Source organism: Mesorhizobium sp. WSM4813 (assembly GCF_055811555.1).
The window spans coordinates 12,369-34,957 of sequence record NZ_JBVVQU010000062.1 but is presented as its reverse complement, the minus strand read 5'-3'; the positions used below and the strand labels follow the sequence as shown (position 1 = coordinate 34,957).

Annotated in this window: 19 protein-coding genes and 1 pseudogene; 14 read left to right on the top strand and 6 right to left on the bottom strand. The window is 63.6% G+C overall.

Features of this window, described 5'->3' with window-relative positions:
- The first annotated feature begins 152 nt into the window (after positions 1-152).
- On the top strand, positions 153-1,688 hold the full coding sequence (locus tag AC0L25_RS27305; RefSeq protein ID WP_473598350.1) for a DHA2 family efflux MFS transporter permease subunit: 1,536 nt from the start codon (positions 153-155) through the stop codon (positions 1,686-1,688).
- Positions 1,689-1,724: 36 nt separating this feature from the next.
- Here the strand turns inward: AC0L25_RS27305 and AC0L25_RS27300 are convergent, their stop codons facing one another.
- Entirely contained in the window at positions 1,725-2,240 is a 516-nt protein-coding gene (locus AC0L25_RS27300; protein ID WP_473598349.1) for a CAP domain-containing protein, read from the bottom strand.
- Between the two features lie 190 nt (positions 2,241-2,430).
- Positions 2,431-2,994 (bottom strand): TetR/AcrR family transcriptional regulator, encoded by a 564-nt coding sequence (locus AC0L25_RS27295; RefSeq protein WP_473598348.1) that lies wholly within the window; start codon positions 2,992-2,994, stop codon positions 2,431-2,433.
- 110 nt (positions 2,995-3,104) lie between these two features.
- Here AC0L25_RS27295 and AC0L25_RS27290 point away from each other — a divergent pair.
- The 4 genes and pseudogenes from AC0L25_RS27290 (at position 3,105) to AC0L25_RS27275 (ending at position 6,231) form a co-directional block, all read left to right on the top strand.
- Positions 3,105-3,855 (top strand): annotated as a pseudogene (locus AC0L25_RS27290) (SDR family NAD(P)-dependent oxidoreductase).
- A gap of 58 nt (positions 3,856-3,913) precedes the next feature.
- Positions 3,914-5,008, top strand: a complete 1,095-nt coding sequence (locus AC0L25_RS27285; RefSeq protein ID WP_473598347.1) for an alkene reductase — start codon at positions 3,914-3,916, stop codon at positions 5,006-5,008.
- A 91-nt stretch (positions 5,009-5,099) separates the two neighbouring features.
- A complete protein-coding gene (locus AC0L25_RS27280) occupies positions 5,100-5,234 on the top strand; it encodes a hypothetical protein (RefSeq protein WP_473598346.1) in 135 nt (44 codons plus the stop codon).
- A gap of 169 nt (positions 5,235-5,403) precedes the next feature.
- Entirely contained in the window at positions 5,404-6,231 is an 828-nt protein-coding gene (locus AC0L25_RS27275; RefSeq protein ID WP_473598345.1) for a DUF2189 domain-containing protein, read from the top strand.
- Positions 6,232-6,348: 117 nt separating this feature from the next.
- On the opposite strand, the gene AC0L25_RS27270 is transcribed toward AC0L25_RS27275, so the two are convergent.
- A complete protein-coding gene (locus AC0L25_RS27270) occupies positions 6,349-8,307 on the bottom strand; it encodes a TadE/TadG family type IV pilus assembly protein (RefSeq protein ID WP_473598344.1) in 1,959 nt (652 codons plus the stop codon).
- Positions 8,308-8,657: 350 nt separating this feature from the next.
- Between AC0L25_RS27270 and AC0L25_RS27265 the strand changes: the two genes are divergently transcribed.
- Both AC0L25_RS27265 and AC0L25_RS27260 read left to right on the top strand, forming a co-directional pair.
- Positions 8,658-9,518, top strand: coding sequence for a TIGR01459 family HAD-type hydrolase (locus AC0L25_RS27265; protein ID WP_473598343.1), 861 nt, complete (start codon positions 8,658-8,660; stop codon positions 9,516-9,518).
- Positions 9,519-9,544: 26 nt separating this feature from the next.
- Positions 9,545-10,528, top strand: coding sequence for a bifunctional riboflavin kinase/FAD synthetase (locus AC0L25_RS27260; protein WP_473598342.1), 984 nt, complete (start codon positions 9,545-9,547; stop codon positions 10,526-10,528).
- Positions 10,529-10,606: 78 nt separating this feature from the next.
- On the opposite strand, the gene AC0L25_RS27255 is transcribed toward AC0L25_RS27260, so the two are convergent.
- The gene (locus AC0L25_RS27255; protein ID WP_473598341.1) at positions 10,607-11,161 is read right to left on the bottom strand and encodes an HdeD family acid-resistance protein; all 555 of its coding nucleotides are present in this window, start codon (positions 11,159-11,161) and stop codon (positions 10,607-10,609) included.
- Positions 11,162-11,411: 250 nt separating this feature from the next.
- Here AC0L25_RS27255 and AC0L25_RS27250 point away from each other — a divergent pair, with 250 nt between their 5' ends.
- Positions 11,412-12,224 carry a MipA/OmpV family protein gene (locus AC0L25_RS27250; protein WP_473598340.1) on the top strand — a complete coding sequence of 271 codons (813 nt, stop codon included), beginning with the start codon at positions 11,412-11,414 and terminating at the stop codon, positions 12,222-12,224.
- Between the two features lie 38 nt (positions 12,225-12,262).
- Here AC0L25_RS27250 and AC0L25_RS27245 read toward each other — a convergent pair whose 3' ends face one another.
- Positions 12,263-12,478 carry a hypothetical protein gene (locus AC0L25_RS27245; RefSeq protein WP_473598339.1) on the bottom strand — a complete coding sequence of 72 codons (216 nt, stop codon included), beginning with the start codon at positions 12,476-12,478 and terminating at the stop codon, positions 12,263-12,265.
- Positions 12,479-12,533: 55 nt separating this feature from the next.
- Here AC0L25_RS27245 and ileS point away from each other — a divergent pair, with 55 nt between their 5' ends.
- Together ileS and AC0L25_RS27235 are read left to right on the top strand one after the other, a co-directional pair.
- Positions 12,534-15,518, top strand: coding sequence for an isoleucine--tRNA ligase (gene ileS, locus AC0L25_RS27240; RefSeq protein ID WP_473598338.1), 2,985 nt, complete (start codon positions 12,534-12,536; stop codon positions 15,516-15,518).
- 190 nt (positions 15,519-15,708) lie between these two features.
- A complete protein-coding gene (locus AC0L25_RS27235; RefSeq protein WP_473598337.1) occupies positions 15,709-16,383 on the top strand; it encodes a hypothetical protein in 675 nt (224 codons plus the stop codon).
- Between the two features lie 132 nt (positions 16,384-16,515).
- On the opposite strand, the gene AC0L25_RS27230 is transcribed toward AC0L25_RS27235, so the two are convergent.
- A complete protein-coding gene (locus AC0L25_RS27230) occupies positions 16,516-16,968 on the bottom strand; it encodes a nucleoside deaminase (RefSeq protein ID WP_473598336.1) in 453 nt (150 codons plus the stop codon).
- A gap of 77 nt (positions 16,969-17,045) precedes the next feature.
- Between AC0L25_RS27230 and AC0L25_RS27225 the strand changes: the two genes are divergently transcribed.
- The 4 genes from AC0L25_RS27225 (at position 17,046) to AC0L25_RS27210 (ending at position 22,583) form a co-directional block, all read left to right on the top strand.
- On the top strand, positions 17,046-19,025 hold the full coding sequence (locus AC0L25_RS27225) for a pseudouridine synthase (protein WP_473598335.1): 1,980 nt from the start codon (positions 17,046-17,048) through the stop codon (positions 19,023-19,025).
- On the top strand, positions 19,006-19,560 hold the full coding sequence (gene rsmD, locus AC0L25_RS27220) for a 16S rRNA (guanine(966)-N(2))-methyltransferase RsmD (RefSeq protein ID WP_473598334.1): 555 nt from the start codon (positions 19,006-19,008) through the stop codon (positions 19,558-19,560). Before AC0L25_RS27225 ends, rsmD begins: the two co-directional genes overlap by 20 nt.
- A 97-nt stretch (positions 19,561-19,657) precedes the next feature.
- The gene (locus AC0L25_RS27215; RefSeq protein ID WP_473598333.1) at positions 19,658-21,022 is read left to right on the top strand and encodes a M16 family metallopeptidase; all 1,365 of its coding nucleotides are present in this window, start codon (positions 19,658-19,660) and stop codon (positions 21,020-21,022) included.
- A gap of 190 nt (positions 21,023-21,212) precedes the next feature.
- Entirely contained in the window at positions 21,213-22,583 is a 1,371-nt protein-coding gene (locus AC0L25_RS27210; protein ID WP_473598332.1) for a M16 family metallopeptidase, read from the top strand.
- The last annotated feature ends 6 nt before the right edge of the window (positions 22,584-22,589 follow it).

The following is a 22,589-nucleotide window of genomic DNA, read 5'->3' as shown; positions in this document are numbered from 1 at the left end:
ACCGCCCGCAATTACCGCGCCGTTGTCACTCTCGCGGCTATTGTCCTATGGTTGCGGTAACTGTCCACACGGCCTAGAGCGTACTTTGTGCGTCCAAATGGACGCACATCTCTAGTGTATACGTTTTTGTTACCTGCCGGAAGTTCCACATCATGAGCACGCCAGAACCCTTTCGCGAAGTGCCGCACCGCGGCCTGATCACCGTTGCGTTGATGCTGGCGACGATCATGCAGGCGCTCGACACCACGATCGCCAACGTCGCGCTGCCGACCATGACCGGCGACCTCGGCGCTTCCCCCGACAACATCAACTGGGTGTTGACCTCCTACATCGTTGCCGCGGCGATCATGACGCCGGTGACCGGCTGGCTGGCCGACCGCTTCGGCCGCAAGGAGCTGTTCCTGACGGCGGTGGTCGGTTTCACCGTCTTCTCCATGCTGTGCGGTCTGGCGTGGAGCCTTGAAACCATGGTGCTGTTCCGCCTCATGCAGGGCGTGTTCGGCGCGGCGATCGTGCCGCTGTCGCAGACCTTCCTGCTCGACATCAACCCGAGGGAACGCCACGGCCAGGCGATGGCAATCTGGGGCGCCGGCATCATGCTGGGACCGATCCTTGGCCCGACTCTGGGTGGCTGGTTGACCGAGAATTTCAACTGGCGCTGGGTGTTCTTCATCAACCTGCCGGTCGGCATCATCGCCTTCCTTGGCATGGCCGCATATCTTCCAAGCATTGCAAGGCGGGTGCGGAGCTTCGATTTCTTCGGCTTCGCCATGCTCTCGCTCGGCGTCGGCGCGCTGCAGCTGATGCTTGATCGCGGCGGTGAGGTCGACTGGTTTTCCTCGGTCGAGATCTGGATCGAACTCGGTCTTTCCATCACCGGCTTCTGGGTGTTCACCATTCACACCTTGACGGCGGAGCAGCCCTTCATCGACCCGAAGATATTCCTCGACCGCAATTTTGTGACCGGGCTGGCGTTCATCTTTGTCATGGGCGTGCTCATTTTGGCGAGCATGGCGCTGCTGCCGCCAATGCTGTCGACCATCTTCGGCTATCCGACCGTCACCATCGGCATCGTTATGGGACCACGCGGCGTCGGCACGATGATCTCGATGCTCTTGGTCGGCCGCCTGATGCACAAGGTCGATCCCCGAATCCTCGTCGTCATCGGCTTCCTGCTGACCGCGCAATCGCTCTACACTATGTCCGGCTTTTCACCGCAGATGGACAACTGGTTGATCCTCAGCTCCGGCATCATCCAGGGGCTTGGAATGGGAATGGTGTTCGTGCCGCTGTCGACCGTGGCCTTCGCCACGCTCGATGCACGCTTCCGCACCGATGCCACGGCGTTATTCAGCCTGGTGCGCAATCTTGGCTCGTCGATCGGCGTATCGGTGGTGACGGTTCTGCTGGTACGCAACACGCAGGTCAACCATGCCGAGCTCTCGGCCTACATCAATCCGTTCAATCCCAACCTCTGGGCGGCGTCACCGGCAGCGGCGGGCGGCGATCCGACGGCGCTTTCGCAAGTGGACGGCATGGTCAATATCCAAGCGATGATGATCTCTTACGTCAATGACTTCAAGCTGCTGATGATGATGACGCTGCTCGCCATCCCGTTTGTTTTCCTGCTGCGCAAGCCAAAGGCGGGTCCGGACGCCGGTGGAGCACCTGCCGCGCATATGGATTGATGAGTGCGGATCGGCGCGACGTGCCGGTCGCGCTTCCTACTTGCCCAGAACGAGGCTCCAGTAGCGCAGCGAGCTGTCGCGGCCATCGCGGACATAGGCCAGACCGAAGCGCGTGAAGCGCGGGTCGAGCATGTTGCGGCGATGTCCGGCCGAATGCATCCAGATGTCGAACAGCTTCTGCTGATCGAAACGGCCCTCGGCGATGTTTTCGGCGGCAGCACCGGCAATGCCGTTGCCCTTGACGCGCGAGGCAAATCCCTTGCCCCAGCCGGTGGTGTGGGTCATGCGGCCGCCGCGCGCCATATAGCCGGACTGCTGCAGGGCTGCCTGTTCGAGCTGAGGGTCGGGGACAAGCGGTCCAAGACCGGCTGAGGCACGGATGCCCGCCAGTGTTCCGACGGCGGAGGCGGAGACCCCGGCGCCTTCGCCGGTGGGCAGCACGGTGGCGCAGGCAGCGAGCCCGGCCAGCGCGGCGAGGCCGGCAGCCCTAAATAGCATTCGCCTGTTAAAGTTTGATCGGGCAGCGGAATTTTCGATTTTGGCAACGGTCATGCCCGACTGACATAGCGGTGATCATGGCTTTTGCCGGGCAGGCGCTCAAAAATCTCGCTCACTGCGCCCCTAGCCTAGCCGTCCGCGAACCCCGCTGATTGCATGCTACGGCGCGATATCTCCAAGATAGTCACCCAACCACCGCCGATGGCCGCATTGCTCTCGACAAGAGCACTCCTGCCGCAGACCGCTAGCCGGCAGACACTTGGCTGATCCCACCATTGATCCAGGCACGCGTCTGTTCCAGAACTTCATCCGAAAGCGCGGGATCATCTATCGCCCGGGCGAGGATCACTGCCCCCACCATCGCTGCCCAGCTTCCGATCGCTGCGCGGCGTCTGTCTGCCGGATCCAACTCCGGGAGCGACTTGCCGATACGGTCGATCTGCGATCGAAGGCCTTCCGTCATGGCCGAGCGTGCAGCCGGGGTCTGATGGCGAATGGCCGCGGCAAGGCCCGCCGTCGGGCAACCACCGGCGGGGTTGTCGCGATGCCGGGGCGAAAGATAGGCATCCACATAAGCGCGAAGATCGCCCCCTCCGCCTGAGTCCGCAGCGAGGACATGGGCAAGGGTCTGCGCGATCAGGTCGTCCTTCGAACTGAAATGGCCATAGAAGCCGCCATGGGTGAGCCCGGCGGCGTTCATCACCTCCGCCACGCTGACCGCGTCGAACCCCTTGTCGCGAAACAGCCGGCTGGCAACATCCAGAATTCGGCGACGGTTCTCCGCCATCTGTTCTCGACTGACCTTCATTTCAAAATTCTCCGCCGGCCCCGTTGACATTTACATGATGATTATCATATTTAGCGGCAATCATGATGATCGTCATGAATATAGAGTCCATCAGAGAAAAGAGCAATGCCATGACCACCATTCCGTCAGTCCTCATAACCGGCGCCTCCACCGGCATCGGAGCCGCCTATGCCGAGCGCTTCGCGCGCCGCGGGCACGACCTCGTGCTGGTTGCCCGCGACATGGCACGAATGGAGGCCCTGGCGGCCCGTCTGCGTCAGGAAAATGGCGTGGCGATCGACATCATCCAGGCTGATCTTACGCAGCCTGCCGAGCTTGCAACGGTAGAGACGAGGCTGCGCGATGACAGCCGCATCGGCATCCTCGTCAACAATGCCGGAACGGCCATCGGCGGAAGCTTTATCGAGCAGAGCACCGATGACGTCGCGCGACTCGTTGCGCTCAACACGACCGCACTTCTGCGGCTTGCCAGCGCCATGGCTCCGCGTCTTGCGACGGCCGGCGAAGGGGCGATCGTCAACATCGGCTCCGTGGTCGGCCTGGCGCCGGAGTTCGGCATGACCGTCTACGGCGCAACCAAAGCCTTCGTGCTGTTTCTGTCGCAGGGACTCAGCCTCGAGCTCGCGCCGAAGGGTGTCTACGTCCAGGCCGTGCTCCGCCGACGTCAACACGCTGTCCAACGTGATGGAGGTGAACGATCTGGTTGATGCGGCGCTGGTCGGCTTCGACCGCCGCGAACCGGTGACCATCCCGCCGCTTCCCGATGCCGGGCAGTGGGACGCGCTTCAGGCCGCGCGCCAGGCCATGCTTCCGAACTATCGGAACGAACATCCCGCCGAGCGGTACCGCACGGTCGCCTGAGCACCAACGAAGCCATTTCGATAACGACCCGCCGCGGCGGGGACAACAAAGGTGACCTATGACGAGCACAACGCTGTTTGAGCCCTATACTCTCGGCTCGCTGACCCTATCCAATCGTATCGTCATGGCGCCCCTGACGCGCAATCGCGCTGGCCCGGGCTTCGTTCCAGGCGATCTCGCCGCGGAGTATTACGGCCAGCGCGCGTCGGCCGGCCTGCTGATTTCGGAGGCCACGCAGATCTCGCAGCAGGGACAGGGTTACCAGGACACACCCGGCATCTACTCCCGGGCTCAGATCGACGGCTGGCGCAAGGTCACGTCCGCCGTGCACGCCAAGGGCGGGCGGATTTTTCTGCAGCTCTGGCATGTCGGCCGCGTGTCGCACGTCGATCTGCAGGAGAACGGCGCCGCGCCCGTGGCGCCCTCGGCGATCCGGGCCGCGACCAAGACGTTCGTCAACAACGGCTTTGTCAACGTTTCGGACCCCCGCGCGCTGGAGCTCGACGAGCTTCCGGGGATCGTTAGTGATTTCCGACAAGCAGCCGCGAACGCCATCGAGGCCGGCTTCGATGGCGTCGAGATTCACGGCGCCAACGGCTATCTGCTGGACCAGTTCGCCAAAGACAGCGCCAATGTCCGCACGGATGCCTATGGCGGGTCGGTCGAGAACCGCGCCCGGCTGATGCTGGAGGTTGCGACTGCGGTGGTCGAGGAGATCGGTGCTGAGCGCACCGGCATCCGGATTTCGCCCATCTCGCCCGCCAACGGCGTCTCCAGCAGCGCCCCCCAGGCGCAGTTCGACTATATCGTCGATCAACTCGACGCGTTGGGCATCATCTACATCCATGTCGTCGAGGGCGCTACGGGCGGATCGCGCGATGTCGCGCCGTTCGACTTCGGATCGCTCCGCCGGCGCTTCAACAACACCTATATCGCCAATAACGGCTATGACCTCGAGCTCGCGGCGTCGCGGCTCGCCGAGGGCAAAGCGGACCTGTTCACCTTCGGGCGCCCGTTCATCGCCAATCCCGACCTTGTGGAACGGCTGAGGACGCGCGCGCCGCTGACGGAGTTCAACCCCGCGACGCTCTATGGCGGCGGCTCCGCTGGCTATACCGACTATCCGGCGATCGCCGCTTCAAGCCGCCCATGAGCCATCGCAGGGCCGCGCCTGCGCGGTGCGTGGCGCGCTGGGCAGAGTTCCACAAGGCGGTCGACGGGCCCGCCTGCCCCAACTGGCGGTGTTGCGCCGCCGGATCGAAAGCGATCCGGACGTGCGGTATGCGCAGGCCATCGAGGATGGCGAAAAGCCGGCGGGTTCGGGTGCCTGTCTTGGCCATATTCCGCTGGCCGAGGTGATTGAACGCTTTGCTGCCTAGCATACATCAGTCGCCCGGCGCGAACACGCCCTGTGCCGCGCGGCGCGCGCTAACACCACCCGATTCGCGACAAGCACATCAAATTCGGCTATCATGCCATCGCTCTTGAAGTGGCAGCTACGGGCGGCCAGCCTGGCGGTGGCCGCCCCCGGATACGGGAGAAATGGTTATGGCCAGCTTTCATGTCATGTCGGACGCACGTGGAATGCACGTGCAGCCCACGGTGCGCCGCATCACCACGGCGGACCTGATGGATGCGCTGCGGCTCGGCGTCGAGGATTTCTGGGCAAAGCCATCGCACTACGTGTTCATGTGCCTGATCTATCCGGTGGTCGGATTGATCCTGGCGCAGTGGACGACATCCGGCGCCTACGCCATCCAGCTGCTTTACCCGCTGATGTCCGGCTTCGCCCTGCTTGGACCCTTCGCCGCGATCGGACTGTACGAGATCAGCCGCCGCCGCGAGCTCGGCATGGACACGTCCTGGTGGCACGCGCTCGAGGTGCGCCACTCGCCGGCGTTACCGGCGATCGCGATTATCGGCATCATGCTGGTGGCACTGTTCCTGCTCTGGCTGTACACCGCGCAATCGATCTACACCAGCCTGTTCGGCGCTCAGCCGCCGGCCTCGATCGGTGGCTTTGTGCGCGAGGTGCTGACCACGCCCAAGGGCTGGACGCTGATCCTGCTCGGCAATGCGGCTGGCTTCGTCTTCGCCGCGATCGTGCTGGCGACGACCGTCGTCGCTTTCCCGCTGCTGCTCGACCGTGATGTCGGCGCAGTCTCGGCAATCGAGACCTCGGCACGGGCGGTGATGACAAACCCGCTGCAGATGGCGCTGTGGGGCCTGATGGTGGCCGTCCTGCTGGTCATCGGCTCGATCCCGCTGTTTGCCGGGCTCGCCGTCGTCATGCCCGTGCTTGGCCATGCGACGTGGCATCTCTATCGCAGGGTGGTCGAACCGGAGCGGGCGCAGCCGGACCGGCGGCCGATGTAGGCAGGAGCAGCGTTAACAGCCGAAGAATGCAGCGGCCCAGAACAAAGCTGTTCGGTCGCGATCCTTCGCGCCCTCCTCTGTCCTGCCAGCCTGTCATTTCTGTGCGATGGCGCGCCTTCAGCCGACGATGCGCAGGTTCGACAATTCGTTGGCGATTTCCTTGAAATTGTCCGACAGCGTCGCACCGGTAGCGTTCCAGAACAGCTTGGCCGGCTTGGTCGGATCGGTGGGATCCTTGCGGAAGCGCGAGTCCGAGGAGCAGGCCTTCAGCGCGTCGAGTGCTTTCTTGTCGCCGGCATCGCTGGTTGACAGGTCGAGCGCAACGGTCATGACGAGAATGTTCGAATTCTTCGCGTTGGCGCAAAGGGTCTGCATCTGCTCGTCCAGCGCGGCGGTGTAATTGGCGCCGGTATAGGTCGTCTTGCCGATGTCGGTGCTCGTGTTCATGAACAGGCGCGTCACGCTTCCAGATCCCGGATATGTCAGGCCGGTGTAGCCGTAAGCGGCGTAGGTCGACCTGTTGTTGGCATAGCCGCTGTCGCTGACGGCACTGTAGGTATTGGCGCCGTCGGTCAGCACGATGACCACTTTGTCGTTGCCCCTTTCGGTGTTCGGCCGGCCCTCGGTGAATGGTTCGTTGCTCGACACCGTCCGCCAGCCCCAGGCAAGGCCTTCCGGCACGTTGGTGTTGCCGTTCGGCGCCATGGCGTCGATGGCGTTCTTGATCTCCTCTTTCTCGGCAAGCTGGCTCACGTCCTTGAGCGTCGTGATCGGGTTGGTCGTGCAGGACGCATTCGGGCCGTCGCCCGAGGCGGCCGAGTTCGAACCGTAGGGCTTGATCAGGAAATATTTGCGCATGTCCGACTGCCGCTCGGATGCGGTCGGATTTGCGGTGTAGGGCCAGTCGGCCCACCAGTTGTTGCCGTAACCATAGGACAGATAGGTCACGTCGTTAGCGCCGTCGCGGTTGAAATCGAGCCAGAGGGTGCCAGCCTCGTCCGGCGCAAACATCGGCACGAACAGCGTGGCAGGCGTGGCGCTGTTCGGCGTCGTATCGTCGTTATTATACGGGTGCGGCCTCGCCTCGACGCAACCCTGCCAACTCGCATAGCGACTGGTGGTGTAGATATATTCCGGAGTGGTCCAGTGGCCGCTGCTGCAGTTGCCTTTTTTGTTATAGGTGTCGCAGATATACTGTTTCGTGTTAGGCACTTCTTCGCGGCCGGACTCGACCGTGATGTCGGCGTAAAGGCTGAAGCGGGTCAGTGGTTGATCCTCGCTGTCGCCCCAGCCGGCGCCGCGCTTGTACCAGACGCCGTTGAGCTTCTCAGCGTATTTGTCTGGATCGTTGGCGGGGGTCATCTTCGTCCAGTCGAAATCCTCGTGCTGGATCGGGGAGATGCCGTCCTGGTCCATCCAGCTATCTTGGTCATGGGTGGGACCGACATTGACCGAAGCAGCGAACGGCACCAGGGAGAACTGCACCGGTTTGCTGACCTGCTTCATCTGCTGTGCCTGCAGCGCCAGCGTATCGACAAGCTGCTTGGCGGCAGTCTTCAGCAGGTCTATTCGCTTCGCGCCGGTGCCGGAACCCAGATTATTCATCGAGCCGGAATTATCGAGCACAAGGGCTACTTCCAGCGTGTTCTTGAGGCGGATTTCCGAGCACGCCGTGAAGGTTGTATTGCTGGTGGTCCCGCCGCCCATCAGCATGGCGGCAGCCGGCAGAAAATAGGGGTGGTACGTCAGGGCGCTGCAGAGCTTTAACGTGCCTCCGCCCGCATTGCTGTTGGGCAGGGTGACGGTGAGCAGCGTATTGGCCGGATCGACAGGGCCGAGATTGGCTTCGAAGAAAGTCTTGGCATAGGCTTTGGCGTCGTCGTCGCTTGCGCCGGAGACGATCTTATGAGCGGTAGCGAGGCCGGCGCCGTCCAGGGCATTCAACGTGGCGTTCTTCTGGCGGAGCAGTTCCGAGTAGTCGACGCTGAGCGCCAAGCCGCCCATGAGCGGCACCATGGTGATGACCGTCATCAGCGTATAGTTGCCACGCCGGTCCCTACCGAATTTTCGGATCATTGCCGTCAGCACCCCGCCAGAACCCCTTGGTCGGCGAACAGATGCCACCAATCCTTAAATTTCAGATTGCTAAAATATCTCCAAGATCGACACACTTTTTCAAAGCTCGTTAACCACGCCGCCGCTGGGGCCAATGCCTCCCGCGATCGGGACCGCCGCGGAGTCTCCGGAATCGGCTAAAGCTCTGGAAACGAAAATTTTTGTCCTTTGCGATTATGCCTTCATTGCTGGGCGGCGATGTTGAAACGCGGCGAAAGCTGGTGACAGGGTGAAGAGCTTCGGTTAATGCGGTCCGGTCGCTGCGGATCGTCGGCGGCGGCGCTCGCAACCATCATGACTTGGGAAACGATATGGCGGATTCGCCCGATATCATCGGCTCGCTCGCGGATTTGTCGGCAGCCTATTCTGCCATTCTTTGCGACGTGTGGGGTGTGGTCCACAATGGCGAACGACATTTTCAGGCCGCGGCTCTGGCGCTGGCCAGCGCACGCGAAGCGAAAATACCTGTGGTGCTGATCACCAATTCGCCACGCCGAAGCGCCGATGTGGTGGCGCAGATGAATGCGATCGGCGTTCCCTCGGCGGCCTACGACCGCGTCGTCACCTCCGGTGACGTGACCCGCGACCTGATCATCGAGGGCCCGCGAAAGATCTTTCATATCGGCGCCGACCGCGACTTCACCCTCTATGACGGGCTTGATGTCGAGCTGGTCGAGGAGTTCGAGGCATCCGGCGTGGTCTGCACCGGGCTGTTCGACGACGAGGTCGAGAAGCCGGAGGACTACGCCGATCTTCTGCGACGGCTACGCGCCAGGAACCTGCCTTTCATCTGCGCCAATCCCGACATCGTGGTCGAGCGCGGCGAGCGGATGATCTGGTGCGCCGGGGCCTTGGCCCGCGACTATGCCCAGCTCGGCGGGCGGACACTGATCGCCGGAAAACCCTATGCCCCGGTCTATGACGTCGCGATGAAGGAGATCGCCGACCTGCTCGGCCGCACCGTCGAGCGCTCGGACGTGCTGGCCATCGGCGACGGCATGATGACCGACATCAAGGGTGCTGCCGACAACGGCTTCGATGTGCTCTACGTGTCGGGCGGCATCCATGCCCGCGACTACGGCGATCCGCTACAACCGGATCCGGCCAGGCTAATTGCCTTTCTGGAAAGGCACGGCTACTGGCCGGTCGCGGTCATTCCGAGACTGCAGTAGGGTCGCTCGATGACGGAAGCCCCGAAATGACGGACGCCTTCGAACGCGTTTCTGCAATCTCGCCGCTGCCGGCCCATTTGCGGGGTGGCGTGGTGGCGATCGGCAATTTCGACGGTGTGCACCGCGGCCACCAGGCGGTGCTCGAGCGCGCGCTTGCCGAGGCCCGCCGGCGCGGCGTGCCGGCTCTGGTGCTGACCTTCGAGCCGCATCCGAGAAAGGTGTTCCGGCCTGAGATACCGCTGTTCGTGCTGACGCCGCCACCGATGAAGGCAAGGCTGTTGTCGTATCTGGGCTTTGCCGCACTCGTCGAACAGCCGTTCACGCGCGACTTTGCCGCACTGTCGGCGGAAGCGTTCGTGACCGACGTGCTGGACAGGAATCTCGGCATCAGTCACGCGGTGACCGGCTTCGACTTCCACTTCGGCAAGGACAGGCAAGGCGGCCCGGCCTATCTGATGGCGGCCGGCGAACGCCACGGCTTCGGCGTCACCCTGGTTGACGCGTTTCGCGACGAGGGCGCCGAGGTGGTGTCGTCGAGCCGGATCCGGGCGCTGCTGTGCGAAGGCGCGGTGGCCGAGGCCGCCGGCCTGCTCGGCTACCGCTTCACGGTCGAAAGCGAGGTGATCGGCGGCCAGCAGCTTGGCCGGACGCTCGGCTTTCCAACCGCCAATATGAGGCTTTCGCCGGAAGCCACTCTGAAGGAAGGGATTTATGCCGTCCGCTTCCGTCGCGCCGACGGCACGCTTCATGATGGTGTTGCCAGCTTCGGCCGCCGCCCGACCGTCGATGACAATGGCGCGCCGCTTCTGGAAACCTTCGTCTTCGACTTCTCCGGTGATCTCTACGGCGAGATATGCGCGGTGTCCTTCTTCGGTTTCCTGCGCGCCGAGGTGAAGTTCGACGGGCTCGACGCGCTGGTCGCGCAGATGAAGCGCGACGAGGCCGAGGCGAGGGCGCTGCTTGCCGGCGTCAGCCCGCTTTCCGAGCTCGACGCGGCCATTGCTTTTTAAGCATGATCCCGAACCGAAGGTCAGCGAAGCAAAAACTGGAAACCGGTTTTTCGGACAAGATCATGCTAAAACAAGGACCTACTTCTTCAGCGCCAGGCCGATCGCAATGAAGGCCCAGCCCTGGAAGATCAGGTCGACGGCGAGAAACAGCCCCAGCACCCATACGCTGTTGACTGGCCAGCCCATGGCGATGATCAGTCCTGCCAGCGCGCTGATGACGCCGGCCGCAACCAGCCAGCCCCAGCCTTTTTCCGGTCTGTGCTTGTACCCGACCCAGGCCCTGAGCACGCCAGAAGCGAGAAGGGCAACCGCCAGCAGGAAGGTCAGCACCGCCGAGGCCAGCAGCGGATTGTAGAAGGCGAAGAACCCGGCGACTGCATAGAGAAGGCCGCTGAGCAGCCAGTAGAAGAACCGGCTCCAAGTCTTCACACCGAAGGCATGCATGATCTCGATGATTCCGGCCATCAGCATCAGCCAGCCGACGACATAGACCGAGGCGACCGTGGCGATGAACAGATTGCCGAAGGCGATGCCGCCGAGGATCAGCAGCAGAACGCCGAGCCCGACGAACCATCCCCATTTCGCCCGCGTCTGACCGATTGCATCTTTCAAGACATCGCCGTGCAGTGTCATCGCCCTTCTCCCTCAAGGTTACCTTGCCGGCTTGGAGGGTAACGCTGATGGGCTTGCCCGTAAAGCGAGCAGCCTGCGAGCGCCAAACCCTGAGCGATCCGCTTGGCCGGACGAGCCGGCTACGGGCGACCTATTCGTTGCGTGCATTCGCCGCCGATGTTACGGATATTAAGTCAAATTTTACCGGACTGGCGCCATGGCTGGTGAAGGCTGGTTGTGTCGGCCAACGTGTTCGATGTATGGAGTAACGATGCGTTCTGTCCGAGCGATTCCGGTGGTTCTGGCCGCCTTCATACTTGGGGCCCCCGGTCTCGCCAAAGCCGGCGAGGGCGCTTTCGGCTGGATGTCCGGCGATTGGTATCTGACAGTCGGTGCTACGGGCCTGGTCGCCCCCGATTTCGAAGGCAGCAAGAGCTATATACTCAGCGCCCAGCCGATCATTTCGCTCGGCAAGGCCGGCACTGCGGCCCGCTTCACCTCGCGCAACGACAACATCTCGCTGGCGCTGATCGACGACGGCGGCATTCGCGCCGGCCTGGCCGGAAAATTGCTGTTTTCGCGCGATGGCGACGACGCCGACGAGCTGAAAGGCCTCGACCCGGTGCGCTGGGGCGGCGAAGCCGGCGGCTTCTTCGAATTCTATCCTTTTGACTGGTTGCGCGCCCGCGCCGAATTGCGGCACGGCATTCGCGCCCATAGCGGCTTTGTCGCCGACATCGCCGCCGACGCATTCTATGATATGACGCCCGACGTCAGAATTTCGGGCGGGCCGCGCGTCTCGTTTGCCTCGTCAGACTATTTCGACGCCTATTACGGCGTCAACGCCGAGGAAGCCGTGGCTTCGGGCCTCAGCCAATACCGCCCGGGCGGCGGCATGAAGTCGGCGGGCCTCGGCGGCGCGGTGACCTGGAAGGTGACCGAGCCGATGACAGCCAGCCTGTTCGGCGAATATTTACGTCTGATGGGCCCGGCAGCCGATTCCAGCCTGGTCAGGGAGCGCGGCTCCAGAGATCAGTTCATGATCGGCGTATCGACGACCTATCGTTTCGATTTCTCGATGTGAATGTTTCGGCTCCGGCAATCGCGTATCGGCCGGATGCATTATGACGTCACTAGCTGCGAGCAAGGTACCGAGAGTTCGGGCTTTTCAATATCGCCTGTCTCGGTTAAAAGCCCAGCCATGACGAGCTTTTCGCGCCCTCTCGCGATTGCGATACGAATTACGAGCCCGGTGTTCCGGGCGGCTTGAGCGCCGCCGGAGCCGCCGGGAATTTTGCGCGCGGCCTCTCGCGCTTTTTCCAGATCATGATAGTTCAACGCCCGGGCTCTTTTGCCGGGCAATGCGTATGGCAGACCAATGACCGATACCTCAATGACCGACACTGTTGAAACGATCGACTATTCCAAAACGCTTTATCTGCCGCAGACGGATTTCCCGATGCGTGCCGGCTTGCCAGAGAAGGAGCCGCTGCTGGTCAAGCGCTGGCAGGACATGGACCTTTACCGCAAGTTGCGCGACAACGCCGCCGGCCACGAAAAATACGTGCTGCATGACGGCCCGCCCTACGCCAACGGCAACATCCATATCGGCCATGCGCTGAACAAGATCCTCAAGGACGTCATCACCCGCTCGTTTCAGATGCGCGGCTACGATTCGAACTATGTGCCCGGCTGGGATTGCCACGGCCTGCCAATCGAATGGAAGATCGAGGAGCAATACCGCGCCAAGGGCAAGAACAAGGACGAGGTGCCGGTCAACGAGTTCCGCAAGGAATGCCGCGAGTTCGCCGCGCACTGGATCAAGGTGCAGGGTGGCGAGTTCCAGCGGCTCGGTGTGGTCGGCGACTTCGACAATCCCTATACGACGATGGCGTTCCATGCCGAGGCGCGCATCGCCGGCGAGCTGTTGAAATTCGCCATGTCGGGCCAGCTCTATCGCGGCTCCAAGCCGGTGATGTGGAGCGTGGTCGAGCGCACCGCACTGGCCGAGGCCGAGGTCGAATATCAGGACTACGAGAGCGACACGATCTGGGCGAAGTTTCCGGTCGTCAGCCTTGCCCGGCAAGTCACTAGCGTCGAAGATGGACAGCCAGCCTTGGATCCAAAGCTGACGCAGACGTCACTGGACTTATTGGAGGCCCATGTCGTCATCTGGACGACCACGCCGTGGACCATCCCCGGCAACCGCGCCGTGACCTATTCGCCACGCATCAACTATGGCCTCTACGAGGTCACAGCGGCAGAAAACGCTTTCGGCCCGCAGCCTGGCGAAAGGCTGATCTTTGCCGACGCGCTGGCGGAAGAGGCCGCGACCAAAGCCAAAGTGACGATGAATCGCCTCCGTAGGGTTTCGGCCGATGAGCTTGGAAGCCTTACGCTTTCTCATCCCTTCAAAGGTTTGAATGGCGGCTACGAATTCGATGTCCCAATGCTCGCCGGCGAGCATGTCACCGACGAAGCCGGCACTGGTTTCGTCCACACCGCGCCGGGCCACGGCCGCGAGGACTTCGACGCCTGGATGGATGCGGCTTCGGACCTTCGCCAGCGCGGCATCGACACCGCGATCCCGTTCACCGTCGACGATGCCGGCTTCTTCACCAAGGATGCGCCGGGCTTTGGCTCGGACCGCGAGGGGGGAGCGGCGCGCGTCATCGACGACAACGGCAAGAAGGGCAACGCCAACCAGGCGGTCATCGACGAGCTGATCAAGCGCAATGCGCTGTTCGCGCGCGGGCGGTTGAAGCATTCCTATCCGCATTCCTGGCGGTCGAAGAAGCCGATCATCTTCCGCAACACGCCGCAATGGTTCGTCTATATGGACAAGGATCTGGGGGACGGCACCACGCTGCGCAGCCGTGCCTTGAAGGCGATCGACGACACCCGCTTCGTGCCAGCCGCCGGCCAGAACCGCATCCGCGCCATGATCGAGGAGCGCCCCGACTGGGTGCTGTCGCGCCAGCGCGCCTGGGGCGTGCCGATCGCCGTCTTCGCCGATGCCGACGGCAACGTCCTGCGCGACGAGGCGGTCAACCAGCGCATCATGGACGCCTTCGAGAAGGAAGGCGCCGACGCCTGGTTCGCGGCCGGCGCCAAGGAGCGTTTCCTCGGCAATCACGATGCCTCGAAATGGCAGCAGGTGATGGACATCCTCGACGTTTGGTTCGATTCCGGCTCGTCCCACGTCTTCACCCTGGAGGATCGTCCGGACCTGAAATGGCCGGCCGACGTCTATCTCGAAGGCTCCGACCAGCATCGCGGCTGGTTCCACTCCTCGCTGCTTGAAAGCTGCGGCACCAGGGGCAGGGCGCCTTACGAGACCGTCGTCACCCATGGTTTCACCATGGACGAGGAGGGGCGCAAGATGTCGAAGTCGCTCGGCAACACCGTCGTGCCGCAGGACGTCATCAAGCAGTCGGGCGCCGATATCCTGCGGCTATGGGTGGTGACGACCGACTACTGGGAAGATCAGCGGCTCGGCAAGAACGTGCTGCAGACCAACATCGACGCCTACCGCAAGCTGCGCAACACCATACGCTGGATGCTGGGCACGCTTGCCCATGACGATGGCGAGGAAGTGCCCCTGGATAAGATGCCGGAGCTGGAGCGGCTGATGCTGCATCGGCTCTCCGAACTCGATGAAGTCGTGCGCGCCGGCTATGACGCCTTCGAGTTCAAGCGCATCACCCGCATGCTGCTCGACTTCATGGTGGTCGAGCTGTCGGCCTTCTATTTCGATATCCGCAAGGACGCGCTCTACTGTGAGGCGCCGTCCAGCGTGAAGCGCAAGGCGTCCGTGCAGGTGGTGCGCCATCTGTTCGACTGCCTGGTGAAATGGCTGGCGCCGATGCTGCCCTTCACCATGGAGGAGGCCTGGCTCGACCGTCATCCGGACGCCGTCTCGGTGCATCTCGACCAGTTCCCGCAAATCCCGGCCGACTGGAAGAACGAGGCGCTGGCGGAAAAATGGCGCAAGGTGCGGCAGGTCCGCCGTGTCGTCACTGGCGCGCTGGAGATCGCACGCGCCCAGAAGGTCATCGGCTCGTCGCTGGAAGCGGTGCCGGTCGTCACGCTCGATGATGCGGCGCTCGAAGCGGCGATATCATATGTCGACATGGCCGAAATGGCGATCACCAGCGATCTGGCCATTGCGCATGGCGACGCGCCTTCTGGTGCCTTCACGCTGGACGACGTCAAGGGCGTCGCCGTAGTGGTTGAGAAGGCCGAGGACCGAGGCCTGGTCAAATGCGCGCGCTCTTGGCGCTACACGGCCGATGTCGGGCAGGACGGGGATTTCCCCGACGTTTCGGCGCGGGACGCGGCGGTCCTGCATGAATTGAAGGCGCTTGGTCGAATATAAGGCGGTGCACAAATGCCACGGGGGGCGGCTGATCGGCCCCCGCTCGTTGCCCTTAACGAGTGGTTGAGGTAAACACGCGAAACTCCGGACGACAAATTGTCGCCGGATTTCCGTCGGAAGAGCATAGGGATGGGGACCGGACCTTTGGCCGGTGGCGATCGAGAGGCTGTCTAGAGTGGGACTTTTTGGCATGACCGAAAGAACTTGCGCGCGCGTTGCGCTGCTGGCACCGCTTGTCGTATCCGGCTTGGCCCTGTCCGGCTGCATGGGCTCGCCGACCTACGGGACCGACAAGACCGCCTCCGCCCAGCTTGCCGGCGATCTCACCAGCGCTTTTTCAGTCATGCCGAAGAACAAGGAAAAGATCGACTACAAGCCGCGCCCCGAACTGGTGAAGCCGGCGCCGGGTCAGAAGGAACTGCCGCCGCCGCAGGACAGCATCGCGACGGCAAGCGCCGATTGGCCGGAATCGCCCGAGCAACGCCGGGCTCGCCTGCGTGCCGAGGCCACGCTCAATCAGGACGATCCGTCCTACCAGGCGCAGATCGTCGATGACGTCCAGACGGATCCGTCGGCGATCAAGGCTGCGATGGCGCAGTCGGCTTCCAGTCATCCGCCGGCCTGGACGCCGGCGGATTCCGACAAGGGGCGCGCCGCCGAGGTCAAGCGCCGCCTCGCTGAAGCCAAGCAGGGTGACCCCAACACCCGCAGATATCTGAGCGAGCCGCCGGTGCAATACCGCGCCGCTGCCGCAACCGCGCCGGTGGACGACATCGGCGAGGACGAATACAAGAAAGAACGCCGCCTCAAGAAGGAAGCGGCCGCCAAGAACAAGAGCGGCATGTTCGATTGGCTGCCGTGGTAAGCTGCCGGCGCTAATGCATGTCGCGCAAAAGTGTGCAGCGGTTTTGCGATAACGACATGCATAAAACAGCGACCTAGAGAGCGTCGCATGAGGCCGGTCAAACGCGACGCGCTTTAGGGAAAGCTGGCGACGCTACGGTTCGCGTCGCTCCCTGAAAAAATCCTTCAGAAGCAGCGCCGCGTCGCTTTCGGCCATGCCCGGATAGATATCTGGCACATGGTGGCAGGTCGGTGAGGCGAAGAAGCGCACGCCGTTGACCACAGCGCCGCCCTTCTCGTCGGCGGCGCCGAAATAAAGCCGGCGAAGCCTGGCGAAGGAAATGGCGCCGGCGCACATCGCGCAGGGCTCCAGCGTCACATAGAGATCGTGGCCGGTGAGTCGCTCGCTTGACAGCTTGCGGCAGGCCTCGCGGATCGCCAGCATCTCGGCATGGGCGGTGGGGTCGGCAAGCTCGCGGGTGCGGTTGCCGGCACTGGCAACGACCGTATCGCCGCTTGCGATGATCGCGCCGACCGGCACTTCGCCGCGCAAGGCGGCGGCTTCGGCCTCTTTCAGCGCCAGCGCCATGAAATCCGGCCGCTTCAAGCGGTTTCCATTCCTATTATCTCCTCGCTACTGAGGCGTGATCCTGTTATCTACCCGCCCAAACGAGCAAAGGCCACATGGACGACAAAAACAAGAAATTCCCGCGCAAGAGCGGCCCGAAACCGTCGGGCCCGCGTGGTCGTGATGCCGCTGCCGGCAAAGGCGGTAAGCCGTCCCTCGGCGCGAAAAAACCTTACGCGCCGCGTGGCGACCGCCCGATGGCGGCTGACGGCGAGCGGCCGAAGCGCGACTTCAAGAGCGGCGACCGGCCGTTCAGCAAAGGGCCGCGCCCTGAAGGCAAGCCCTATGAAAAGCGTGAGGGGCCGCGCAAGCCATACGCGCCGCGTGGCGACGGCCCGGTGACCGCGGAAGGCGAGCGGCCGAAGCGCGACTTCAAGGCCGGCGACCGGCCGTTCAGCAAAGGGCCGCGTCCGGACGGCAAGCCTTATGAGAAGCGCGAAGGTCCGCGCAAGCCCTACGCACCGCGCGGCGACCGGCCGGCGGCTGCCGAAGGCGAGCGCGGCGAAAGGCGCTTCGACCGTCCCAAGGTAGACTTCAGCGATCGCCCCAAGCGCGACTTCGGTGATCATCCCAAGCGCGATTTTGCCGGTGATCGGCCCCAAGGGGCATCGGGCGGCGGCTTCAAGCCGCGCCCGCGTCCCGCCGAAGCGACGGAAGAGGCTGGTGAGCGCATCGCCAAGCGGCTGGCCCGCGCCGGCCTTGCCTCGCGCCGCGATGCCGAGGAGCTGATCGCGGCCGGCCGCGTCAAGGTCAATGGAAGGGTGCTGTCCTCACCCGCTTCCAATGTGATGCCCGGCGATATCATCCATCTCGACGGCATGGAGATCCCGCCGATCGAGCGCACGCGGCTGTTCCTGTTCCACAAGCCGGCCGGCGTCGTCACCACCAACCGTGATCCCGAGGGCCGCAAGACCGTCTTCGACGTGCTGCCGGCCGACCTGCCGCGGCTGATGACCATCGGCCGGCTCGACATCAACACCGAAGGCCTGCTGCTGCTCACCAACGATGGCGGGCTGGCGCGCGTGCTCGAACTGCCGGCAACCGGCTGGCTCCGGCGCTACCGCGTACGCGTCCACGGCAAGGTCGAGGAAAGTGCGCTCGCCGGCTTGCGCGAAGGCATTGCCGTCGACGGCGTCTTCTATGGCGCCATCGAGGCGACGCTCGACCGCGAGCAAGGCACCAATGCCTGGCTGACGCTCGGCTTACGCGAGGGCAAGAACCGCGAAGTCAGGAATATACTGGGCTCGCTTGGCCTCGACGTCACGCGACTGATCCGCATTTCCTACGGACCATTCCAGCTCGACGATCTGCCTGAGGGCCATGTGCTGGAGATCAAGGGCCGCGTGCTGCGCGACCAGCTCGGTGAACGCCTGGTCGAGGAGTCCGGCGCCAATTTCGACGCTGAGATCACCAAGCCGTTTTCCAACAGGCCCGTGCGGCGGGAAGCGGTGCGGGAAGAGGAACCGGAGCGGCCGAAATTCACCCGCGACGGCGAACGCCGCCCGATCGGCGAAGGCGGGCTGATCAAGAACCGCAAACGCCGCGAAGGCAGCCGCGACGAGGCGCTGGGCAAGCTGTCGACAAGTCCCGGCAGAAGCTTTGGGCCGGAAAAGAGCTTTGGTGAGCGTGGCCCAAAATCTGAGCGTAGCGCGCCACGCGGCGGCTTTGGCGATCGCGGCCCGAAGCCCGGTGGATTCGGCGGCAAACCGGGCGGAGGGAAAAAGTCCGAACGCGAGCAGCGCCCGATCGAGCCGCCGGGCCAGCGCAAGGCCAATGTCTGGATGGCGCCGGGTGCGCGGCCGATCGGCAAGGGCAGGGCGGACGCCGATGCCGCCAAGGCGGCCGAAGCCAAGGAACGCAAGGCCTCGTTCAAGCCGTCTTATGGCAAGCCCGCCAAACCCGGAGGCGCAAAGCCGTTCGGCAAGCCGCGTGGCGAACGCCCCAATTCCGGCAGTACTGATACCGGCAAAGGCGGCGACCGGCCGCGCAGTGGCCCCAAGGGATCAAGGGGAGGCAATGCGGATCGTCGGCGGTGAGTTTCGCGGGCGTCCGCTGGCGACGCCCCGCTCAAGCGCCATCCGCCCGACCACCGACCGCACCCGCGAGGCTGTCTTCAACGTGCTGGCGCATCGCTTCCCCGATAGACTGGTCGGCGCGCGCGTGCTCGACCTGTTTGCCGGCACCGGCGCGCTCGGCCTCGAGGCGCTGTCACGCGGCGCGTCTTATGGCGTCTTCATCGAAGAATCGGCGGAAGGGCGCGGCCTGATCCGCACCAATGTCGAGGCCTTCGGCCTCACCGGGCGTACCAAGATATTCCGCCGCGACGCTACGGCTCTGGGCGAGGCGGGCACGATGGCCGGGTTCGGCCTGGTGTTCGCCGATCCGCCCTATGGCAAGGGCCTGGGCGAGCGTGCCTTGCGCTCGGCCAAGGCCGGTGGCTGGCTCGCCTCCTGCGCGCTCTGCGTCGTCGAGGAGGCGGCAACGGCGCCGTTCGAGGCAGGGCCGGGCTTTTCGGTTGTCGACGAGCGCAACTACGGCGAGACGGTTATCCGCTTCATCGAAGCCGCCTGAGTTCGGCCGCCTTTGCGCGCGAAAATGACGAACAAATCACTTTGCCTGTATCGCCATCCCCGCCTATCGTCCCACCCCATGACAACCGGAGCCATTGATGACACCTCAGGCTGAATGGCTGCGCGGAACGCTCTTGGTGCTGGCTCTCGTGATGAGCGGCCCGGTTCTGGCCGACAACAAGCCGGACGACGGCAAGGTGACGAATTTCCTGCTCGACAACGGCATGGAGGTTGTCGTCATTCCCGATCACCGCGCGCCGATCGTCACTCACATGGTGTGGTACAAGATCGGCAGCGCGGATGAGCCGCCCGGCAAGTCCGGTATCGCCCATTTCTTCGAGCATCTGATGTTCAAGGCGACGACCAATCACGCGGCCGGCGCGTTCGACCGCGCCGTCTCCGCCATCGGCGGTTCGAACAACGCTTTCACATCCTATGACTACACCGCCTTTTACGAGACGGTGGTGCCGCAAGCGCTCGAGCAGATGATGGATTTCGAGGCCGATCGCATGCGCAACCTCATCCTCAATGACAATGTTATCGCCACCGAGCGCGACGTGATCCTCGAGGAACGCCGCTCGCGCATCGACAGCAATCCGCAGGCAGTGCTCGGCGAGGAGGTCGACGCCACGCTCTGGCAGAACCAGCCCTATCGCATTCCGGTGATCGGCTGGATGCAGGAGATGGAGAAGCTGAACCGCGCCGACGCCACGGCTTTTTACGACAAATATTACACGCCCAACAACGCCGTGCTGGTGGTGGCCGGCGATGTCGAGCCGGAGGTGGTCAAGGCGCTGGCCGAAAAGACCTATGGCAAGATCGCGCGTGGTCCAGATCTGCCGCCGCGCATCCGTCCGGTCGAACCCGAGCAGAACACCAGGCGCACGGTGACGCTCACTGACGCGCGTGTCAGCGTGCCGAACTTTTCGACGCAATGGGTGGTTCCCTCCTATCACACCGCGAAGCCGGGCGAAGCGGAAGCGCTGGACCTGCTGGCGGAGATCCTCGGCGGCGGTAGCCGCAGCCGGCTCTACCAGCAGCTTGTCGTCAAGCAAGGCATCGCCGCCGAGGCCGGCGCCTTCTTCCAGGGCACCATGCTCGATGCCACCAACTTCACCGTCTATGGCGCGCCGCGCGGCGACGCCAAGCTGGCCGATGTCCAGGCGGCGGTCGAGGCCGAGGTCGCCCGCGTCGCCAAGGACGGCGTCACATCAGGCGAGCTGGAGAAGGCCAAGGATCGTTTCGTCCGCTCGATGATCTTCGCCCGCGACAAGCAGGATTCGATGGCCAACATCTACGGCGCGACGCTCGCCACCGGCGGCAGCGTCAGGGATGTCGAGGAATGGCCGGGCCGCATCCGCAAGGTCACCGCCGACGAAGTCAGGGACGTTGCCGCGCGCTATCTCAATATCAACCATTCGACATCCGGCTATCTCTTGCCGCAGATACAGGCAGGGAATTGATTTGATGAGGAGCTTGAACGTTGGCGCTGCCCCTCACCTGCCTGCCGGCATCCTCTCCCCGTATAGCGACGGGGAGAGGCGAGCTCTCGTCGGCGGTTTCGCCAACCACCAGCGTTGCAGAAACAGCGCTGGGATTGCGGCCAGCCCCCTTCTCCCCGTCACTATACGGGGAGAAGTGCCCGGCAGGGCGATGAGGGGCAGCACCGATCTCGATAATTGGTCGGCGCGAACACGCGTCGCCACCCCTTTAGTCACCCTGCTCCTCTCCCTATTCTTCCTCGTCCTGCCGGCGCTTTCCGCGCGTGCGGCCATGAGCATCCAGGAGGTGACCTCGTCAAAGGGCATCACCGCCTGGCTGGTGGAGGACTATTCCGTGCCGCTGGTCGCCATCCGTTTCGTCTTCGATGGCGGCACAACGCAGGATCCCGCTGGGAAGGAAGGGCTTGCCAATCTGATGAGCGGCCTGTTCGACGAGGGCGCCGGCGATCTCGACAGCGAGGCTTTCCAGATAAAGCTGGACGACGTCGGCGCCGAGATGAGCTTCGAAGCGTCGCGCGACGGCACCTACGGCTCGATGCGCATGCTGGCCGAGCAGCGCGACGCGGCGTTCGACCTGCTGCGGCTGGCGGTCACAGAGCCGCGTTTCGACCAGGCACCAATCGACCGCATCCGCGCGCAAGTGCTGTCCGGCATCATCGCCAACGAGCTTGACCCCGACACGCTCGCCCAGCGCAAATGGCTGGAAGCACTATACGGCACCCATCCCTATGCGCGGCCCGACCAAGGGACCAGGCAAAGCATCGCCATGATCACGGCGCGCGATCTCATTGCCTTTCACAAGGCGAACTTCGCCCGTGATGGCCTGCATGTGGCGGTGGTCGGCGCCATCGATGCCGAGACGTTGAAGAAAAAGCTCGATATGGTCTTCGGCGGTCTGCCGGAACGTCAGGCGCTCGTGCCCGTCGCCGATGTCGATCCGAAACTCAACCAGCAGCTCGAGGTCAATTACGACCAGCCCCAGACGTCGCTGCAACTCGCTTATCCCGGCGTCAAGCGGAGTGCGCCGGATTTCTTCGCCGCGGTGCTGATGAACGAGATCCTCGGCGGCAGCGCCTTCACCTCGCGGCTGTTCAACGAGGTGCGCGAAAAACGTGGCCTGGCCTACAGCGCCAGCTCCGACCTGGTCGACCACCAGCACGCCAACGCCCTGGCCATCGCGACGTCGACCCGCGCGGACCGGGCGGCCGAGACGTTGGCTGTCGTGCGCGAGGTGGTGAAACACATGGCGCAAGAGGGGCCGACCGAAGCGGAACTGGCGGCGACCAAGAAATACCTGATCGGCGCCTATGCCATCAACAATCTGAACTCCTCCGGCGCCATTGCCGCGACGCTGCTCGAACTGCAGCTCGACAAGCTCGGCATCGACTACATGCAGCGCCGCGCCGCCCTCATCAACGCGGTGACGCTGGATCAGGTCAAGGCGGCAGCGAAAAAGCTGCTTTCCGCCGAGCCGGCCATCATGATCGTCGGGCCGAAGGTCGGCGAAGCCGAGAAGGAATGAGCCCAA

Coding starts and splice junctions, on each gene's coding strand:
- AC0L25_RS27275 (WP_473598345.1), top strand. CDS start 5,404: ATGGCCAGCTTTCATGTCATGTCGGACGCACGTGGAATGCACGTGCAG.
- rsmD (WP_473598334.1), top strand. CDS start 19,006: ATGCGGATCGTCGGCGGTGAGTTTCGCGGGCGTCCGCTGGCGACGCCC.
- AC0L25_RS27270 (WP_473598344.1), bottom strand. CDS start 8,307: ATGATCCGAAAATTCGGTAGGGACCGGCGTGGCAACTATACGCTGATG.
- AC0L25_RS27285 (WP_473598347.1), top strand. CDS start 3,914: ATGACGAGCACAACGCTGTTTGAGCCCTATACTCTCGGCTCGCTGACC.
- AC0L25_RS27255 (WP_473598341.1), bottom strand. CDS start 11,161: ATGACACTGCACGGCGATGTCTTGAAAGATGCAATCGGTCAGACGCGG.
- AC0L25_RS27250 (WP_473598340.1), top strand. CDS start 11,412: ATGCGTTCTGTCCGAGCGATTCCGGTGGTTCTGGCCGCCTTCATACTT.
- AC0L25_RS27215 (WP_473598333.1), top strand. CDS start 19,658: ATGACACCTCAGGCTGAATGGCTGCGCGGAACGCTCTTGGTGCTGGCT.
- AC0L25_RS27210 (WP_473598332.1), top strand. CDS start 21,213: ATGAGGGGCAGCACCGATCTCGATAATTGGTCGGCGCGAACACGCGTC.
- AC0L25_RS27300 (WP_473598349.1), bottom strand. CDS start 2,240: ATGACCGTTGCCAAAATCGAAAATTCCGCTGCCCGATCAAACTTTAAC.
- AC0L25_RS27260 (WP_473598342.1), top strand. CDS start 9,545: ATGACGGACGCCTTCGAACGCGTTTCTGCAATCTCGCCGCTGCCGGCC.
- AC0L25_RS27305 (WP_473598350.1), top strand. CDS start 153: ATGAGCACGCCAGAACCCTTTCGCGAAGTGCCGCACCGCGGCCTGATC.
- AC0L25_RS27265 (WP_473598343.1), top strand. CDS start 8,658: ATGGCGGATTCGCCCGATATCATCGGCTCGCTCGCGGATTTGTCGGCA.
- ileS (WP_473598338.1), top strand. CDS start 12,534: ATGACCGACACTGTTGAAACGATCGACTATTCCAAAACGCTTTATCTG.
- AC0L25_RS27235 (WP_473598337.1), top strand. CDS start 15,709: ATGACCGAAAGAACTTGCGCGCGCGTTGCGCTGCTGGCACCGCTTGTC.
- AC0L25_RS27295 (WP_473598348.1), bottom strand. CDS start 2,994: ATGAAGGTCAGTCGAGAACAGATGGCGGAGAACCGTCGCCGAATTCTG.
- AC0L25_RS27225 (WP_473598335.1), top strand. CDS start 17,046: ATGGACGACAAAAACAAGAAATTCCCGCGCAAGAGCGGCCCGAAACCG.